This is a genomic window from Marinobacterium sp. xm-d-564, from assembly GCF_013283345.1.
In the GTDB taxonomy this organism is placed as follows: Bacteria; Pseudomonadota; Gammaproteobacteria; order Pseudomonadales; family Balneatricaceae; genus Marinobacterium_E.
This window is the reverse complement of sequence record NZ_WBYO01000003.1, coordinates 143,719-163,613: the sequence shown is the minus strand read 5'-3', so window position 1 is coordinate 163,613 and position 19,895 is coordinate 143,719. Positions and strand designations below refer to the sequence as shown.

The window sequence follows — 19,895 nt, the reverse complement described above, 5'->3', positions numbered from 1 at the left end:
AAATGTAAGCGAAATACAAAAGTAATATATATCAGGAGTTTCTCATGACTGTTCGTGTTCCTTTACTTATTGATGGCCAGATGGTTCAAAGCCAATCAGACAAATTCATTCCAGTTACCGATCCTGCTACACAAAATGTTATCGCAGAGGTACCTTGCGCTACTGAAGCAGAAGTTGATCAAGCTATCGACTCAGCTAAGAAAGCATTTGAAACCTGGAAAGAGACACCCGTCGGCGAACGTGCCCGCTTAATGCTTCGCTATCAGGCGCTTTTGAAAGAGCATCATGATGAGATTGCCACCCTACTATCAAGCGAAACTGGCAAAACGTTTGAAGATGCTAAGGGTGATGTATGGCGTGGAATTGAAGTCGTAGAACATGCCTGTAACATCGCGTCATTGTCTATGGGCGAAACTGTTGAAAACGTAGCTCGCAAGATCGATTGTTATAGTATTACTCAGCCTTTAGGTGTCTGTGTAGGCATTACCCCATTCAACTTCCCCGCAATGATTCCTCTTTGGATGTTCCCCATGGCTATTGCATGCGGAAATACATTTGTACTTAAGCCATCAGAACAGGACCCGTTGACACCTATGCGTCTCGCGGAGTTGTTTATCGAGGCTGGTGCACCAGCTGGCCTACTCCAGGTAGTCCATGGCACCAAAGAAGTTGTTGATCAACTACTCACTCACAAGGACACGCCTGCTATATCTTTCGTAGGATCTGTTGCAGTTGGTGAACATATCTACCGCACAGGTACCGAACACCTAAAACGCGTGCAAGCGTTCGCCGGAGCAAAAAACCACATGGTGATAATGCCTGACGCTTCGAAAAACCAGGTTATTAACAATTTAGTAGGCGCCTCTGTAGGTGCAGGCGGACAACGCTGTATGGCCATATCTGTCGCACTATTTGTAGGCAGTGCTAAAGAGTGGATTCCTGAGTTGCGCGAAGCTATGAAGAAGGTTCGCCCTGGCGCATGGAATGACCCCGAAGCTGGATACGGTCCTCTAATCAACCCAGCAGCACGCCAGCGTGTTCTCAATTTTATTCAGCAAGGCAAAGACTCGGGGGCAAATTGTCTGCTTGATGGTACTGACTGCCAAGTTGAAGGCTTTCCTGACGGTAACTGGGTGGGTCCGACACTTTTTAGCGGTGTAACTACTGACATGTCTATATACCAAGAGGAGATCTTTGGTCCTGTACTTTGCGCCATCGAGTTGGATTCTCTCGAAGATGCTATTGAGTTAATCAATGCAAATCCATACGGTAATGGAACATCGATCTTTACATCATCTGGAGCTGTCGCGCGTAAATACCAGCATGAAATCAAGGTTGGTCAGGTTGGCATTAACGTACCTGTACCTGTACCGCTTCCAATGTTCTCTTTTACTGGATGGCGCAAATCTTTCTACGGCGATCAGCACGCTTACGGGAAACAGGCAGTTAAGTTCTACACCGAAACCAAAACAGTAACAGCACGCTGGTTTGAAGAGGATATCGATACTGGGGTAAACACTACTATTCAGCTAAAGTAAGTCATCCACTTCTAACAGATAAAGATAACAAAGGAAAAGTGTATGGATTTTGAACTAAACGAAGACCAAATTGCTTTTGCAGATATGGCTCGCAGTTTTGCACAGAAAGAACTCGAACCTCACGCGGCCATGTGGGACGAAGAGCAGATATTTCCGGTTGATACGCTTAAAAAAGCGGGAGAGCTTGGATTTTGTGGACTCTACGCATCAGAAGATGTTGGCGGTCTAGGTCTTAGCCGCCTTGACGCTAGTATCATCTTTGAAGAGCTAGCCATGGGTTGCACTTCAACTACTGCTTACATCACCATCCATAATATGTCGACTTGGATGATCGCGGAATTTGGCAACAGCGATACTCGTATGGATTGGTGTCCAAAACTAACCGCTGGTGAACAATTCGCATCTTACTGTTTGACAGAGCCCAACGCGGGATCAGATGCAGCTTCCCTCAAAACCACTGCTCGTCGCGATGGTGATGGCTACGTAATCAACGGCAGCAAAATCTTTATATCTGGAGCTGGTTCAACTGATGTCCTAGTCGTTATGGCCCGTACTGGTGAAGCTGGCGCGAAAGGCATCTCTGCATTTGTGGTAGATGCCAAACTACCGGGTATTAGCTACGGACGTAAAGAACAAAAAATGGGGTGGAATAGTCAGCCAACACGAATGATCACCTTTGACGATGTACGTGTACCTGCCTCTGCCATTCTTGGAGCCGAAGGCGATGGATTCAAGATAGCGATGAAGGGGTTGGATGGTGGACGCATAAATATCGGGGCCTGCTCGATAGGTACTGCTCAAGCGGCACTTCAACGTGCTCGCGACTATATGCTCGACCGCAGTCAGTTTGGAAAAACCCTAAGCAATTTTCAAGCTCTGCAATTCAAAATAGCTGATATGACGACCCAGTTAGTAGCTGCTCGCCAGATGATACGTATGGCAGCTAGCCGTCTAGATGCTGGACATCCCGATCGAACTGTTTATTGCGCTATGGCGAAGCAGTTTGCCACGGATGCAGGTTATAACATCGCCGATGAAGCACTGCAGATATTTGGAGGCAACGGCTACATCAAAGAATACCCAATGGAGCGTTATCTGCGTGATAACCGTGTACACCGTATTCTTGAAGGGACTAATGAAATAATGCGTTTGATCATTGCTAGACGCGCACTAATGCAAGATTGCGCCAAAATTCTTTGATCACAAATAGGAGACAGCATGACAGATACACTTCTACTCGAAAAACAAGGCCATACAGCCATCATCACAATGAACAATCCTCCAGCTAACACTTGGACAGAGGAGAGTCTAAAAGGGCTTATTTCATTAGTGAATGAACTGAATGAAGATCGAAATATTTTTTCATTAGTTTTGAAATCAGATAGCGATAAATTCTTCAGTGCAGGTGCAGACCTAAATATGTTTGCAGACGGCGATCGCGCTACAGCACGTGATATGGGACGTTATTTTGGAGAAGCATTTGAAGCTTTATCTAATTTTAGGGGCGTATCTATCGCTGCTGTAAATGGATTTGCTATGGGAGGGGGCTTAGAAGTCGCTCTCGCTTGTGATATCCGTGTTGCAGAAGAGCAGGCTCAATTAGCTTTACCTGAGGCAAAAGTTGGCCTACTTCCCTGTGCAGGCGGCACTCAAAATTTAACCATGCTGGTTGGAGAAGGCTGGGCCAAGCGCATGATTCTCCTTGGCGAACGCGTAAACGCTACTAAAGCAAAAGAGATCGGTTTAGTTGAAGAGCTTGTTGCAACCGGTGAATCATTCAACCGTGCTATGGAGCTGGCCAAACAAGCGGATCAACAGAGCCCAATGTCTATTGCAAGCTGTAAGCTACTTATTCAAAACAACCGAAAACATCACTGGAATGCAGGCTATATGCTTGAGCGTGAACTTTTTGTCGATCTATTCCACTCTGAGGACCAGAAGGAAGGCGTAAATGCTTTCCTCGAAAAACGTAAGCCAAACTGGAAAAACTGCTAAGGGCATCATTATGAGTTGCGTACTATTTACCGAACACGCGACCCAGGATAACCACCTTATCCTGGAAATTTCACTCAATTCAGAAAGGTCGCTAAACGCGTTAACCCTGGAGATGATTGAGCTGATTCAACCGCGCCTGACCGCAGCGGCAAACGACGAACGCGTGAAAGCAGTCCTCCTTACGAGTGCTGGCGAGAAAGCCTTCTGTGCAGGTGGTGATGTAGTCGGACTCTACAAGTCAATCACATCAGGTGAACAGCCGAACTTCCCTGAAAACTACTTCACACGTGAGTACCAGCTCGACTATCAGATCCACACCTACCCCAAACCAATCATATGTTGGGCCAGCGGCATCGTTATGGGTGGAGGCATGGGACTGATGAATGGCTGTAGCCACCGAGTAGTGACTCAGACGTCACACCTTGCTATGCCGGAAGTCACCATTGGTTTGTACCCTGATGTTGGAGGAAGCTTCTTCCTCAACCGTATGCCAGGACGAACCGGTCTGTTCCTTGGCTTAACCGGCAACCCTATTTATGCAGCCGATGCTATCTTTTTAGGCCTTGCGGATCGTTTCGTCGACGCGGGTAAATATGGGGAAATGGTGGCCCAGCTACAAGCTAGCGACTGGAGCGGCGATGCCTACACCAAAGTGACGCAGGTGCTTCGTGCGTTTGAACAGAACTCTACTGACAGTTTCCGGGCTGACTCTCCTATTCAGAATCACTTTGCATTTATCCAGCAGATCACCGACCAAGATTCACTGTCCGACCTTATGTCTGCGATGCACGAACTGGAAAGCGATGATCCATGGATTCAACGTTCGAAAAAAGCGATCTCTCATGGTTCACCTCTCTCAGTACACATTATCGCAGAGCAACTCCAGCGCTCTCGCCACCTATCCCTTAAAGAGGTATTTATGGCCGAACTGGTGCTTTCGGTGCAGTGCTGTCGTAATCGCGAGCTCCCCGAGGGAGTCCGAGCGCTTTTGATCGATAAAGATGGTAGTCCTGATTGGATCTATAAAACCGTGCAAGATGTTAATAGCAACTTTGTAGCGCAGTTTTTCGAGTCACCCTGGAGCGAGAACCCACTCGCTTCGCTCTAAACTTGAGCACATTAAAAATAAAAACAGAGGAAATACAAATGGCAACAATTGGATTTATTGGCTTAGGCAATATGGGTTGCCCAATGGTGGCTAATCTAGTTAAAGCGGGCCACATGGTAAGGGTTTTTGACCTCAACAGTGCCGCTATTACACAAGCTGAAGAGGCCGGCGCAGTAGCTACCACTTCAGCTTATGAGGCAGTGAAAGGTGCCGAGTTTGTAATCACCATGCTTCCAGCCGGCAAGCACGTTGAGAGCCTTTACGTAACGGGCGATCAACCACTATTTGATGCAGTTGAGGCAGGAGCTCTGTTGATCGACAGTTCAACTATCGACGCTGAGACCGCCAAGCGTGTCGCTGCAGCAGGGGCCTCTCGAGGCATCGACTTCATCGATGCGCCTGTATCAGGTGGTGTTGGTGCTGCAACTGCTGGCACGTTGGCATTTATGGTAGGTGCGAGTGAAAACCTTTTCGCTAAAGCCGAACCGATTCTCCAAGGAATGGGCAAAAATATATTCCGCGCGGGCGATAGTGGCGCAGGACAAATCGCCAAATGCTGTAACAACATGATGCTTGGAATACTGATGACTGGCACTGCAGAAGCCCTCAATATGGGAATGAAAAATGGGCTAGACCCAGCTGTTCTCTCAGAAATCATGAAACAGAGTTCTGGCAACAACTGGGCTCTACAAGTATACAACCCAGTTCCTGGCGTAATGCCAAATGTCCCATCGTCCAACAACTATCAAGGCGGCTTTCAGGTTGATCTGATGTTCAAAGACCTCGGGCTCGCAATGGATGTGAGTCAGCAGAGTGCATCTCCTACACCAATGGGTGCCGCAGCTCGCTCATTATTCATGCTACACAAAAGCAAAGGTAATGGCGGACTGGACTTCTCTAGCATCTTAAAACTCTATCAAGATCAGTAACGACTTAACTCACTATCAACAATAAATATAAGTGGAAGGTTATGAGATACGACAACGAATACAGCGCAGCTTTTCAAGATCCGCAAGCTTATTGGGCGTCTCAGGCGAGTCGCATCGATTGGTTCAAAGCACCAAGCACGACACTTAGCAAAACAGATTTTGGTACCTACAGCTGGTATCCCGATGGCGAACTGAATAGCTGTTATCTAGCTCTAGATCGTCATGTAGCCGCTGGCCGCCAAGATCAGGTCGCTCTCTACTACGACTCACCGGTTAGTAATACCAAAGAGGAGATCACCTACTCAGATCTTTTAACTCGAGTACAGCGGTTCGCCGGTGCACTCAAAGCACGCGGTGTTAAGAAGGGTGATACGGTGCTGATCTACATGCCGATGATCCCAGAAGCGGCAGTCGCGATGCTCGCCTGCGCACGCCTAGGAGCAGTGCACTCGGTCGTGTTCGGTGGTTTCGCCCCACACGAGATGGCTATCCGAATAGACGACGCAAACCCCAAGATGATACTTACCGCATCATGCGGCATCGAATTCGACAAACAAATCGCCTATAAACCGTTAGTCGATCAAGCGATTGACTTAGCGACTCACAAACCACAGAACACTGTCGTTTGTCAGCGCCCCATGCTATCTGCGGAACTCGACAAGCCATGGGATCTAGACTGGCAAGAATTTCAAAAAGATGCTGAACCTGCAGAGTGTGTCGTCGTCAAAGGTTCAGATCCACTTTATATACTCTACACCTCAGGCACTACAGGTCAGCCCAAAGGGATAGTGCGCGATAACGGTGGCCATGCTGTTGCACTGAGTTATGCCCTAAACAACGTCTACGGGATGCAGGCAGGCGATGTTTGGTGGGGCGCTTCAGATATTGGCTGGGTCGTGGGTCACTCATTTATAGTATACGGCCCGTTAATGGGGGGGTGCTCAGCAATCTTTTTTGAGGGTAAACCAATTAAAACGCCAGACGCCGGCACATTCTGGCGTGTGATTGCGGAGTACGGCGTCAACTCTATGTTCTGTGCACCGACCGCCTTCCGCGCCATTCGAAAAGAGGATCCGAGCGGCAGTCTCGCCAATCAGTACGACCTCAGCTCACTTAAATGGGTATTTGTTGCAGGTGAAAAACTTGATTCGTCGACCTACGGCTGGCTAGATGAATTGCTAAATGTTCCTATATTGGATCACTGGTGGCAGACTGAAACCGGCTGGCCAATGACCGCACCCATGATGGGTTGGGAGAGCCCCTCAAAAGAGCGACTAGGTTCGACTAACAAACCAATTCCCGGCTATGACATCCGTGTTCTCGATGATGAAGGAGTCGAGGTCGAGAGAGGTAATGCAGGCAATATTTGTGTCTCCCTCCCCATGCCACCAGGAGTGGCCTGGAGCATCTGGAACAATAACGAACGATATCGCTCTTCATACTTGGAAAGCTTTCCAGGCTTTTACCACACAGGCGACGGCGGTTATATCGATGAAGATGGATATATCTACATTACAGGTAGAACCGATGACGTAATCAACGTATCTGGTCACCGTCTTTCAACTGGTGAGATGGAGGAGATTCTTTCAGCCCACAATGCTATAGCAGAGTGTGCCGTTATCGGAGTGCCAGATGAGCTAAAAGGGCAAGTCCCTCTTGGGCTAGTTGTGCTTAAAGCAGGCGAGAATATCTCTGAAGAAGATTTAGTCACTCAACTAGTTAATATGGTTAGAGACCAAGTTGGAGCTGTTGCGTGTTTCAAACAAGCTTTTGTAGTCCAACGTCTACCTAAAACAAGATCAGGCAAAGTGCTGCGAGCAGTTCTTCGTAAGATAGCTGCTAAAGAGGAATACGTGATGCCTTCAACTATAGATGACCCTCTGATTTTAGATGAAGTCCAACAGGTATTATCTAAAGCAGGCTTATAAAAACTCAATAAATTAGTAACTTCCAAAGCTGCTGGCATAAACAGTGTAAATGGCAATTTATCAATAAAGACAAATTGCCTTTTACTACACATCAAATTAAACGCCTCAGTTTTTGCTGCTTGACCTTTCGAGACCACTTAGGCTGTAGCGAGGGTGCACTTAAATTCACTTAGCTTTCGATAGCGACTCCAGTAATCGATGTACTGCGTCAAGGTGTTCTGGTTCGTTATGACACATTCCTTGAAAACAGGCACACAGATCGAGAAAGTCTTTTAACTCCATACGCTGCGCCATTTTCATCAACCTTTTAGTTAGGCGCGTTGCTTTTGGCGGTTGTGCCGCAATGCGGTTTGCCAATTCCAATGATGCGTTTAAAAGCTGATCATCTGGAACAACCTCCAGTACAACTCCGAGTTCTTTTGCCTCTATCGCATCGATTACTCTGCCCGTCAGAGTCAATTCAAAGGCACGTTGATAACCGATTAGTCGCTGCAGAAACCAAGCCCCTCCATCTCCAGGAATAATTCCCAAATTGAGAAATGTTTCACCAAATTTTGCGTGTTCTGAAGCAAGTCTCACATCGGCCATATTTGCCAGATCAAATCCTGCACCAATTGCAGCACCATTCACTGCTGCTATTATTGGTACCTCTAATGATTGCAGTGCCACCGGTAACCGTTGAATGCCATGCCTATAACGCGTTGCACATTCCGCAACATCACCAGCAAAATCTGCTTCCCGATTAGCCATATCATGAACATTACCGCCCGCACTGAATGAGGAACCAGCTCCAGTAATGATGAGTACAGAAATCTCCGATTCACGATTAATCCACTCAACTGTTGCAAGGATATCTTCAACCAGATTTGTCCCCGTCAATGCATTTCGAACATCGTCGCGGTTCATGGTTAAAATAGCGACTCTTCCTTCTTTGCGAATAAGAGCGTCTTTTAAAATTGGTATGGTCACTCTATACCTCGAATATAAAAATGCTTTGATTGAAGGTCTTAATGATTGTTTGCAACAGACTTATCTAATACTAAATAGATACCCAACGCCATTATCAGCAGTCCAGCGATTCGCTTAAGGGTAATAACATATTGCTGCGCACCGAATAGCCCAAAGTGATCAATTGCGCTCATCGCTATTAGCTGTCCAAGCAACGCAAAAGCGATAGCATTAGAGACGCCAAATCGAGGAACAATCCAGGTTACGCTGATGACGTAAAAAGCAACGCAAAAACCACCCAAGTAGAAATAGATGGGTAGATCATCTGCAACAAATTTACTCGGGAAGCCCTCTGTTACGAGCAAGTAAACTGCAACTGATGTAAAACCTAATGCAAGCGCCATTGCAGTAGCCAATGATGAACTCATTAGACGACCACCTAAGCCACCATTTAAGGTTGCCATAGTCGGAATTCCAATACCGGCAAGTAGCATTACTAGCGCATACACAAGAGGATTGTTCATAGATATGTTTCCAACAACTCAGCTTGTTCAAATAGGGGTCAGGATTCCCAGTCGACATCAGCAGTCAACATGTATCCTGCACCGTATACCGTCTTAATGATTTTAGGATCTTTAACGTTCTCTTCGACTTTTTTGCGCAATCTGGACATACGCGAATCGATACTTCGATCATAAGGAATAATCTGATCACCTAGAAGCTGATCACGCGTTAAGATCTTTTTGGGCGCTTTCAAAAACGAAACGAGCATGTTGGCCTCGGCTGTGCTTAAAATCGTCTCCTCACCCGTTTGCGAGGTGAGGATTAACGAATCTAAATCAAAACTCCAGCCTGAAAAGCGAGCTATACGCACTGCATTAACCACATCGTCACGATGGATTCGACGCAATAGACTCTTGACCCTTGCGACCAACTCACGCGGCTCAAATGGCTTAGTAAGATAATCATCTGCACCCAGCTCTAGCCCAAGTACACGATCGGGAAGACTGCCTCTGCCCGACAGAATTAGCACCCCAACATTGAACTGATTCACCATCTCTCCGACAAGAGTCAGACCGTCCATATCTGGCAGACCTAAATCGACAACACAGAGCTCTGGCCGCTGCTGCTTTAGCCCTTTAAGAATTGCAGCTCCAGTATTAAAGGTCGCTACCTGATAACCGAACCTCTCTAGTTCTGTTTGAATCAGATCACAAATATCTGACTCATCATCGACCACGTAGATCAGATTCTTTTCCATATCTCGTTATCCTCTTGCCACCGTCCGATTAAGGGCAGTCACAATCTGTTCTCGTGTAAATGGCTTAAGTAAAATTTCGTAGCAGGCAGCTGTTGAATGTTCGACTGCATACTCAGCATTACCCGTCATCAACAAAATACGTTCAACACCTCTATTACCACATAGATGATTAGCTAGCTCAATGCCATTGAAACGCCCGGGAAGGTCAATGTCACTGATTAGTGTGCGTATATCTGGAATAGCATCTATAAGTAACAGCGCTTCATCAGTGTCTGAAGCCTCCACCACGCTTAAGCCTATTGATGTCAATTGATCACGTACTACCTGGCGCACATCAAGATCATCCTCCACCAACAACAAAAGTCCATCCATCAGAGTTGGAGCTAATTTTTCGGCATCGGCAGAGAGTTGATGTACCGCCGAGTCCTTTTGCTTCGCTTTAGGCAAAAGAATAGAAATCGTGGAACCAATATCTGAATTATTCAGGATTCTAATGTAACCATTTGACTGCTTTGCAAAGCCATAGACCATACTTAGACCAAGTCCTGACCCACGCCCTTTTTTGGTAGTGAAAAATGGTTCAAATGCTCTCTGAATCGCGTCACGACTAAATCCAGTACCGGAATCTTTTACTTCAATTAGAACATATTCCCCTGGAACAACGGCCTCATCAAAACCTCTGGGGGAAGCGCTGGCACTATTAACCACGCGAATCTCAATTTGGCCACCGTCGGGCATACTATCGCGCGCATTTAGTGCTAGGTTAATCAGTGCGTTTTCAAACTGAGCCAAATCCACTTCAATTAAAGCGTCAGATTTGCCAGTAACATTGAAATTTATCGATGCTGGTAGAGAGCTTTTTATAAGCTCTGACACTCCATTAATTGCAGATGCGGCCCCCACAAGAACAAGTTCTTGAGACTGTGCGCGAGCAAAGGTCATCAAGCGACGAATAATGTCTGCGCCACGATAGGCCGCTCTCAGTGCAGGCGATAAATTACCCTCAATACTCTGCGACTCATTATGATCTTTAGCTGCTAAAAGGTTCCCGATAATGACTGTCAGCAAGTTATTGAAGTCATGGGTCAACCCCCCCGCCAACTGGCCAGCCGCTGTCATACGCGAGGCTTCAAGCATTCGTCGCTCTGAGTTTTTCTCGTCTGTAATATCCAGAGAAAGATTGAAAATACCAACGACGTTTCCAGCAGTATCGAACTCAGGAATGAATCGACGACGTGTTATCAACTCACCTTTTGGCCCCTCTGATACATACTCAAAAACAACATCCTCACCAGAGAGGCATCGATTAATGTGAGAGGCAATTTCGACCTGCATGGAACCAGGGATAACATCGCTTAATTTGCGCCCAATGATGCCCTCTTTGTTCAAACCATAAAACGCTGCATATTCTCGGTTAACAAAAAGGAAACGTAGATCGCTAGTTAAGTAAGCAACCTGAGCAGGGAGCGCGTCCAGAATAAGTGTTTGCCGCTCCTCTAATTGTTCGACCATGTTGGATTTGCGCACAACCTCTTGGCCAAGAGCATCCACACTATGCCCGATACGTGCGACCATACTGTCAAAAGTAGAGGCAAGAATACCGAGTTCATCATCACTCTGAATACCTGATCGAACTCTAAAATCACCATCTTTGACACGCTGGGCAGCGGATGCGAGGCGACGAAGGGGCGAAAGAATTCGGTCAATAGCAAAAGAGCCAACAATGACGGCTATAAGAATACTGATAAGCGCGATCATGAGTATTCGCTGACTTAGAGTGAAAGCGCTACTTTGCAATTCATCCACATAAACAGAAGAACAGATATACCAGTCGAGGCCTTCTAATTTGCGAACAAGCGAGATCTTTTCATGCACATAATTACCCGGGTCAGCCGGCGAGTCCCAGGCATATAAAAGCTCTTCTCCAGTGTCCGCAACTGACTTCAGGTCGAATATAATCGACCGCCCCGTGGTGGGGTTTTTTAGGTTAGTGGCATTCGTCTTATCGATATTTGAGTTAGGGTGCGCAACCAAATAACCCGACGAATCAAAAATAAACATGTAGCCGGTTCTGGCAATTTTGATCTCCATGAGAGCCGCACGTAGCTCATTGACCAGCTGCTCACGTCGCTCAACGACTTGCCGCTCAATATCAACCATAAAAACACCGGTACCAATGCTGACACCAAGATCTGGAAAAAAACGGATGAAGGATAGTTTTTCGGATGAGGTATCACTTCCTACTGACTGCCAGGGATAGCTAATAAATGCTTCCCCTTTCTCGGTTACTTCACGGTGTATTTTCGCGAGTATAGCGAGCTGCCCATCAGAACTATCGGAAATTGGCTTACCAATTAACTCTGGGTTTGGGTGTGATAGGAGCACACCATTGCGATCGGCTATCCAGATATAACCCTCTTCGTCATATCGAAGCTGTTCGAACAGTTTAATAATCGCTCTTGGATCGCCTCCTGCTACAACAGAGCGACTTAACTGGGCACCCACCAGATCAACGATGGTACGCAAAGAGGCCTTACGTGATTCAAGTGCCTGTAGCCTATAAGTATCGACACTCGAGAACATCTTGTCCGCCAGCTGATAGACATTATCCAGCGCCAAACGAGCAGAGTTACGCTCAATCTTGTACACCTCCGCACGAATAAGAGGCACAGAGTAGCTGTAGATACCAATAAAGGTCATTCCAAGCATCGCTAAGATGAGCAGTATGGAGCGATTTCGAATCTTATTCTTTTTCATGAAATCAAATATTCATCACCAAAAAAGCTAGGGAACCTGCGAACAATTCCATGGTTCCCTAGTCTATTCGTTATGGGAGCTAATTTCTGCATCAGTCACATTTCGGTGGAATTTAGTCAGAACTGCGCAAACCTTAAGATATTTAATAGGGACTCACTAAATCCCATTAAACCTTGTCCCAGCAACAAATTTTAAAGATGGAGCAAACACCGATGAAAACAACAAAAATACTGGCGCCAACGGAAAGTGCTTACCAATACCCCCTTCTAATCAAGAGTCTACTTCTTTCAGGCGTCAGATATGAGCCTAACCAGGAGATCGTTTACGGCGATAAGGTTAGATACAACTACGTTGAACTTAATAAACGTATTGCTCGCCTCGCGAACCTGCTTACGAAAGCTGGCATAGGTGCGGGCGATACTGTTGCTGTAATGGACTGGGATAGCCACCGCTACTTAGAAGCGTACTTTGCTGTACCAATGATTGGTGCAATCTTGCACCATGTAAATATTCGTTTAAGCCCGGATCAAATTGCTTACACGATGAACCATGCAGAAGATGACATGGTCTTAGTACATGATGATTTTGTAGAACTCTTTGAAGATATTGCCTCCCAGGTACCCTCTGTGAAAACGGTGGTTCAATTGACAGATAAAGAGAGTGCAAAATCTACAAAGCTTGCGACACTTGGTGAATATGAAGCGTTACTTGCAGAATCCTCTGAACAGTATGATTTCCCTGATTTCGATGAAAATTCTGTAGCGACAACCTTCTACACAACCGGCACAACTGGAAACCCTAAAGGGGTCTTTTTCTCACACCGACAACTGGTACTTCACACACTTAATGCTGCTGTCACTATGGGGGCATACGACGCACTTCCACTGCTTCGCTCTGATGACGTCTACATGCCAATGACGCCTATGTTCCACGTTCACGCATGGGGCATCCCATATGTAGCAACCATGAAAGGTATTAAGCAGGTATATCCGGGTCGTTATGAGCCAAACAAACTGGTCCGCCTATATCGCGAAGAGGGTGTAACTTTCTCGCACGGTGTTCCGGCTGTGCTCCAGATGATCCTTGAGTCTGAAGAGGCCAAAACAACCGATCTATCGCGTTGGAAATTAATGACCGGAGGAAGTGCACCGACACTCGGCCTTGCAAATGCTATGGCTGCTAAAGGAATTAAATTCCATACCGGATACGGCATGTCCGAAACCTGTCCTATACTGACCATAACCTACCTGCACACCGATACACGTGAGTTGTCTATCGAAAACCAGATGAGCACACGAATCAAAACAGGCGTTCCAATGGGTCTCGTTGACCTGCGAATAGTAGACCCTAATGGCAACGATGTTCCGCACGATGGAGAAGCGATGGGCGAAGTGGTGGTGCGTGCACCATGGTTAACACAGGGGTATGTAAAAGAGCCTGAACGAAGCGAAGAGCTGTGGAGCAACGGCTGGCTTCATACGGGAGATGTTGGCTCAATTGATGGCCGCGGCTTCTTGCAGATCAAAGACCGTATCAAAGATGTCATCAAAACTGGCGGCGAGTGGATATCTTCCTTAGAACTTGAGAATCTGATTAGCCAACACCCAGCTGTGAACGAAGTCGCTGTAGTTGGCATACCAGATGAAAAGTGGGATGAGCGCCCGCTTGCACTCATCGTAGCTGCTGCCGATACAACTATAGAGCCAACTGAAATCCAACAACACTTAATGCAGTTTGTAGAGAGTGGCCGCATCAATAAGTGGGCCATACCACAGCAAGTACAAATTGTTGAGTCGATTCCGAAAACCAGTGTCGGTAAAATCGACAAAAAGTTAATACGCGCAAACGTATAACAACGGAAAACTTGGACAATATGAATTCAGTGCAATCAATATCCGAAGACAACCTGCTGGGTATTCCCACAGAGGTCGCAGAAGGCATCTACCAAATTCGGTTACCTCTACCCTTTGCACTGGATCATATTAACGTTTACCTAGTCGAAGATTCCGACGGGTGGATCCTTGTTGATACAGGTATTAAAAGCGAAAAGTCGCAAAAAATACTAGAAAACATCCTAGAAAAACTGCCTGAATCGAGACCTTTAAAGGCTGTACTAGCCACTCATGCTCATGTAGATCATATCGGCGTTGCTGGATGGATCTGTGATAAATGGAATGTACCCCTTTGGGTAAGCAAACCCGAATACGATGGAATAAAGCAATTTTTAGCGATGAATCCCGCTGAAGATGCCGCACTCTCAAGCAATCTGAATGAGTTTTACCATCAAGGGGGTATTCCAGAGTCTGAATACGAGCTCATCATTAGAGGATTATTGGGCTTTCAAAGAGCCTTCTATCCACTACCAAGCACATACGTCGCACTTGAACCAGGCACACTCACTATTAAAAACGAGACCTGGGACATTTTTGTAAATGATGGCCACACTGTAGCCCACGTATCACTGTTCAATCGAGATAGAAATATTCTGATCGCAGGCGACCAAGTACTGGCAAGAATAAGCTCTAATGTAAGCGTTCGATTTGGTGATGCTGACGCCAATCCGTTAAAAACTTGGATCGATGGGTTACTTCAGCTTAAATCACTGCCATCTGAGACACTGGTGTTACCTTCACATGAAAAATCGATGACTAATCTTTCAGCTCGAATCGATGAGTTAGTTGAGGGTTATCTTGAAAACGCACACAAAATCACTCGTTTTTGCAAAACACCTAGTACAGCTGAAGAGCTATTAAGAGCACTGTTTCCTCGCGATCTTTCACCGTTCGAACACCACCTTGCATTCGGGGAAACGAGGTCCTATATCAACTATCAAATTGCACAACAGAAAATTGAAGTAGTTGGTGATGAGAGTGACATTCCTCTCTACATTGCTGTTTAACTTTTCGCTCTAAACGTATGCGGCGAAACTCCAGTCCAGTTCTTGAATGCACGAGAGAAAGAGGGAGCATCAGAAAAACCTAACTCAATAGAGATGTTATGGATTGAGAGCTTTTTCTGACCAAGTAATGTAATTGCCTGATCCAATCTGACACGATCTTTAATGGATTGAAAACTGCCCTTTTCATCCGCAAGTTTGCGTCTTAATGTGCGGGAAGTTATGTAGAGCTCATTCGCTAGATGCTCTATCGAGGCATTAGCAAAACCCACCCTAACCAAATAGTCATAGGTTTTCTTAGTGAAGGTCTTCTGATACGCCTGTTTTGTGAACCAGGCGTAAGGTAAGCGCCTTATATATTGATCCAAACTGCCTTCATCTTGAACGATAGGAAGTGACATTTGACTGCGTTTAAAGACCAAAGCATTTGCGGATTTATTAAAGATGACAGGGGATGGGTACATGAGTTGATATTCTGAAAAATGCATAGGTTCCGAAAATGCAAATTCAACAGAATTAAGGTTTATTGTTTTCCCGACTAACCAACTACCAAATCGATGCCAAACCATCAGATAAAATTCATCCAGCGTATAGCCTGAGTAGTGTGTATTCGCATCAGTTTTAAGTGTTAAACGCACCCACTCCTCATCCTCCTCTAGCCCCAATTTCATAGCACTACCCGTAAGCGCATAAAAATCACTTAAATAACGGAAGAAAGAGCCAAGATCAGGCAAGCAGACAGCATGCTTTGCCATCAACATAAACATGCCAAACCTGGCGTTTTTATTAGCCATCCCCATGAATTCATCATCCATAGAACGCCAAATCGACAAAATGAAACGCGAAAATTGCGTTGGCGTAACACGTGATAAACGACTGGTTAGAAGGCGGGGATTTATACCCGCTTTACTAAGCATCAATTGAACATCAACACTCTGATCATCTATAGCACTTATCAATTCATGAACGAAGTGAATGGAGATAGTTTGCTGGACAGATTTCATATTCTTTCTATTAGGTTGTAAGCGAGGAGTGATTCTATCTAAGCATGTCCGTTTTTGCTAATTATCGATCTGTTTTTGCAATTCTAACCCCTAATTTCATCCGTAAAATATTGCCCCTATAACAATTTAAAACAGGAGTTTTTCATGCAAGAAGTAGTTTTTTTAAGCGCCGCTCGCACAGCCATCGGAACCTTTGGCGGCTCTTTTAAGGATCAAGCACCAACACAACTTGGGGCACTTGTGATTAACGAAGCTATCAGACGCGCGGGGATAGAAAACTCTGATATCGAACAGGCCGTTATCGGTAATGTGACGCATAGCGAAGCTGCAGATATTTATATTTCACGTGTGGCAGCCCTGGGGGCAGGCATCCCAGAAAGGACGCCTGCCCTAACAGTAAACCGCCTCTGCGGAAGTGGTTTACAAGCAATTCTTACTGCTGCCCAGCAAATTCAATTGGGTATTTGTAAAACAGTGGTTGCGGGCGGCGCAGAATCGATGAGCCGTGTTCCTTACCACATTCCATCAGCTCGGTTTGGTCAGCGCATGGGCGATGGAAAAATGGTTGATGCGATGGTCGGAGCGCTAACCTGCCCAATCAACCAAGTTCACATGGGTGTAACAGCAGAGAATCTTGCAGAAAAATACAACATTTCACGTGAAGAGCAGGATCAACTGGCAGTCACCAGCCATAATCGAGCTCAGATGGCGATAGAAAATGGCTTCTTCAAAGAGCAGATCGTACCGGTAACATTGAAAACACGTAAAGGTGAACAACTTGTCGATACCGATGAGCATGTTCGTCACAACTGCGCATTAACTGACATGAGCAATCTAAAACCTGTATTTAAACGTGAGGGTACGGTAACTGCAGGTAATGCATCGGGGCTGAATGATGCGGCAGCTGCTGTAGTCATGATGTCTGCTGAAGAGGCTCAACGTCGCAACCTAAAGCCCATGGCCAGGTTGGTCGATTACAGCGTCGCAGGTGTAGACCCAGCCTACATGGGAATTGGTCCAGTGCCTGCGATTCAACAGATCCTTGCGCGTCAAAACCTTTCTGTAGATGACATCGATCTATATGAAGTCAATGAAGCCTTTGCAGCACAGGCTCTGGCTGTTGCTAAAGAGCTAAAACTACCTATGGATCGTCTAAATCCAAACGGAAGCGGGATATCTCTAGGACACCCAATTGGTGCGACGGGCGCCATCATCACGACAAAAGCACTTTACGAACTTGAGCGCACCCAAGGCCGCTTTGCAATCATTAGCCTATGTATCGGCGGCGGCCAAGGAATAGCTGCACTAATAGAACGAACTTGATCAATTTTCGCTCGACACTATCACCCTTGAAGTGTCTTTAGGTGGGTGAATTTCACCCGCCATTTTTTATAAGGTAAAAGAACGATGTATACAGGCGAACATATCCAAGTTATTCAACGCAAAGACTCTATTATTGAGCTTGTCATCAACTCGAATAATGCAAGTGTAAACACATTAAGCGCCGCTGTTTTATCTGAACTGAAAACTGCGGTTCAAACGATCAAATCTGAAAGCAGTGCACTAGGCTTAATTATTCGCAGCAGCAAATCTTCGTTTGTTGTAGGTGCAAATATACTTGAGCTAATCGAGCTACAGAAACAGCATAAGGCTGCAATACTCGAGATGCTTGACGAAACCCATGCCCTTTTTAATTCAATTGAAAACCTGCCATTCCCAACAGTCAGTATCATTAACGGCATGGCGCTGGGCGGTGGTTTAGAGATCGCTTTAACTACAGATTTTCGTGTAGCTACTCAGGACGCACTTATTGGCCTACCCGAAATTACTCTAGGTCTCTGCCCAGGCTGGGGTGGAAATATTCGAGTTGCTCGATTAGCTGGAGCAGACAAGGCTTTTGAGATGATCCTATCAGGCAGACCATTAAAGGCAGATAAAGCCCGTGAGATAGGATTAGTAGATGCGATTGCTGATGACACAGGCGTTGAAAGTGCTGTTTCCCTTCTCTTAAACAGTCAGAAACAGGCAACTGAGAGCCAACGCTTACGTAAACAGCTTGCATCAAAGCAGAGTAGCGAAGCAATTAAAGCTGCAGCTCTAAATAAATTTGGATCGCAGTTGAATGCAAATACACCCGCTGCAACTGAGATCATCGAACTAATCAGTAACACAGCTCAATTAGACTTCACTTCAGCACTCGATGCTGAGGCTCAATGCTTTGCAACTTTGATGCAATCCGATGCCGGCAAGGCATTAAGCGGCCTCTTTGCGAGTGATCAATTCATTAAAACTCAAGCTAAACGTTTTGCAAAAGCAGGTGGATCTGTAAGCAAGGGTGCAGTTATTGGCGCCGGAGTCATGGGCGGTGGTATTGCTTACCAGTCAGCAATCAGCGGCATTCCTGTTGAGATGAAAGATATCAACGAACCAGCGTTAGACCTTGGGGTTTCAACTGCATCCGTACTACTCGATCGCCAAATTAAGAAGGGTAAGTTATCCGAAGAGCAGAAGATTGAAACACTCACTAAAATCAATCCAACCCTTAATTACGAAGGCTTTGGTGATGTCGATATGGTTGTTGAAGCTGTGGTCGAGAATCCGAAAGTTAAAGCGATGGTATTGAGTGATGTAGAGAGTGTTTTGAGAGATGACGCTGTACTCTCTTCGAATACATCGACTATCTCTATTACAAGCTTGGCAGAATCACTCCAGCGTCCAGAGCAATTCTGCGGCATGCACTTTTTCAATCCTGTCCATGCTATGCCGTTAGTTGAAGTTATCCGCGGAGAAAAAACCAGCGATGAAACAGTCGCTCGTGCTGTAAATTACGCACTTGCCATGGGTAAAAAACCGATTGTTGTGAATGATTGCCCAGGCTTTTTAGTTAACAGAATTCTCTTCCCTTACTTCAATGCGTTTAACCGTTTGCTACTCGATGGCGCAGATTTCGAGCAGATCGACCGCGTCATGGAATCGTTCGGCTGGCCAATGGGCCCGGCCTATCTTGCCGATGTAGTGGGGATTGATGTCCTTGTCCACGCTGATCAGGTTATACAACAAGGATTCCCTGAACGCATGGGCCATGACGGCACTGTAATTGCTGAGTCATTGCTTGCAAAAGGTGAGCTGGGCCAGAAGAGCGGTTCGGGCTTCTATGCCTACGGCAAAGACGAAAACGGCAACCGTTTTAAACGCCCAGCAGAAAGCACGCTTGCGCTCATTTCAGAGCATGCAGCGGATCAGCGCAGTTTCAGTGATCAGGAGATCATTGATCGTCTAATGATTCCACTATGCATGGAGACTGTGCGCTGTTTAGAGGATGGCATCGTCTCCTCGGCAGCCGAAGCGGATATGGGCTTAATACTCGGACTTGGCTTTCCGAAATTCCGAGGCGGAGCACTACGCTATATTGACCTGATAGGTCTTAAAGAGTTCCAAGCCAAGGTTGAACAATATGCTTCTCTTGGTGCGCTATACCAAACCACCGAAAACTTCATCGCTCGCGCGAATGAAAACAGAACATTTTACTAA

Annotated in this window: 15 protein-coding genes; 10 read left to right on the top strand and 5 right to left on the bottom strand. The window is 46.0% G+C overall.

The window, feature by feature from the left end; translation table 11 throughout:
- The first annotated feature begins 44 nt into the window (after positions 1-44).
- From XMD564_RS04840 to XMD564_RS04815, 6 genes are read left to right on the top strand one after another with little or no spacing between them, the layout of a single operon-like run.
- Positions 45-1,538: a CoA-acylating methylmalonate-semialdehyde dehydrogenase gene (locus tag XMD564_RS04840; protein WP_173481808.1), complete on the top strand. Its 1,494-nt coding sequence runs from the start codon at positions 45-47 to the stop codon at positions 1,536-1,538.
- A gap of 42 nt (positions 1,539-1,580) precedes the next feature.
- Entirely contained in the window at positions 1,581-2,738 is a 1,158-nt protein-coding gene (locus XMD564_RS04835; RefSeq protein ID WP_173481685.1) for an acyl-CoA dehydrogenase family protein, read from the top strand.
- An 18-nt stretch (positions 2,739-2,756) separates the two neighbouring features.
- Positions 2,757-3,533: an enoyl-CoA hydratase gene (locus tag XMD564_RS04830; RefSeq protein WP_173481684.1), complete on the top strand. Its 777-nt coding sequence runs from the start codon at positions 2,757-2,759 to the stop codon at positions 3,531-3,533.
- Positions 3,534-3,543: 10 nt separating this feature from the next.
- Positions 3,544-4,641, top strand: a complete 1,098-nt coding sequence (locus tag XMD564_RS04825) for an enoyl-CoA hydratase/isomerase family protein (RefSeq protein ID WP_173481683.1) — start codon at positions 3,544-3,546, stop codon at positions 4,639-4,641.
- A gap of 38 nt (positions 4,642-4,679) precedes the next feature.
- Positions 4,680-5,570 carry a 3-hydroxyisobutyrate dehydrogenase gene (gene mmsB, locus XMD564_RS04820; protein WP_173481682.1) on the top strand — a complete coding sequence of 297 codons (891 nt, stop codon included), beginning with the start codon at positions 4,680-4,682 and terminating at the stop codon, positions 5,568-5,570.
- Between the two features lie 41 nt (positions 5,571-5,611).
- Entirely contained in the window at positions 5,612-7,498 is a 1,887-nt protein-coding gene (locus tag XMD564_RS04815) for an AMP-binding protein (RefSeq protein ID WP_173506893.1), read from the top strand.
- A 165-nt stretch (positions 7,499-7,663) separates the two neighbouring features.
- Here the strand turns inward: XMD564_RS04815 and XMD564_RS04810 are convergent, their stop codons facing one another.
- From XMD564_RS04810 to XMD564_RS04795, 4 genes are read right to left on the bottom strand one after another with little or no spacing between them, the layout of a single operon-like run.
- Positions 7,664-8,467, bottom strand: a complete 804-nt coding sequence (locus tag XMD564_RS04810) for an enoyl-CoA hydratase-related protein (RefSeq protein ID WP_173506209.1) — start codon at positions 8,465-8,467, stop codon at positions 7,664-7,666.
- 38 nt (positions 8,468-8,505) lie between these two features.
- Complete coding sequence (locus XMD564_RS04805) at positions 8,506-8,970, bottom strand: DMT family transporter (protein WP_173507918.1); 465 nt, start codon at positions 8,968-8,970, stop codon at positions 8,506-8,508.
- A gap of 38 nt (positions 8,971-9,008) precedes the next feature.
- Entirely contained in the window at positions 9,009-9,707 is a 699-nt protein-coding gene (locus XMD564_RS04800) for a response regulator transcription factor (RefSeq protein ID WP_173507917.1), read from the bottom strand.
- Between the two features lie 6 nt (positions 9,708-9,713).
- On the bottom strand, positions 9,714-12,464 hold the full coding sequence (locus XMD564_RS04795) for a cache domain-containing protein (RefSeq protein ID WP_173507916.1): 2,751 nt from the start codon (positions 12,462-12,464) through the stop codon (positions 9,714-9,716).
- Positions 12,465-12,676: 212 nt separating this feature from the next.
- On the opposite strand from XMD564_RS04795, the gene XMD564_RS04790 reads away from it, so the two are divergent.
- Entirely contained in the window at positions 12,677-14,317 is a 1,641-nt protein-coding gene (locus tag XMD564_RS04790; RefSeq protein WP_173507915.1) for a fatty acid--CoA ligase, read from the top strand.
- A gap of 20 nt (positions 14,318-14,337) precedes the next feature.
- Positions 14,338-15,363 carry an MBL fold metallo-hydrolase gene (locus XMD564_RS04785; protein ID WP_173507914.1) on the top strand — a complete coding sequence of 342 codons (1,026 nt, stop codon included), beginning with the start codon at positions 14,338-14,340 and terminating at the stop codon, positions 15,361-15,363.
- On the opposite strand, the gene XMD564_RS04780 is transcribed toward XMD564_RS04785, so the two are convergent.
- Entirely contained in the window at positions 15,360-16,364 is a 1,005-nt protein-coding gene (locus XMD564_RS04780) for an AraC family transcriptional regulator (protein ID WP_173507913.1), read from the bottom strand. The genes XMD564_RS04785 and XMD564_RS04780 overlap by 4 nt on opposite strands.
- A gap of 144 nt (positions 16,365-16,508) precedes the next feature.
- Here XMD564_RS04780 and bktB point away from each other — a divergent pair, with 144 nt between their 5' ends.
- Together bktB and fadB are read left to right on the top strand one after the other, a co-directional pair.
- A complete protein-coding gene (gene bktB / locus XMD564_RS04775) occupies positions 16,509-17,687 on the top strand; it encodes a beta-ketothiolase BktB (RefSeq protein WP_173482590.1) in 1,179 nt (392 codons plus the stop codon).
- An 84-nt stretch (positions 17,688-17,771) separates the two neighbouring features.
- Positions 17,772-19,895: a fatty acid oxidation complex subunit alpha FadB gene (gene fadB, locus XMD564_RS04770; RefSeq protein WP_173482591.1), complete on the top strand. Its 2,124-nt coding sequence runs from the start codon at positions 17,772-17,774 to the stop codon at positions 19,893-19,895.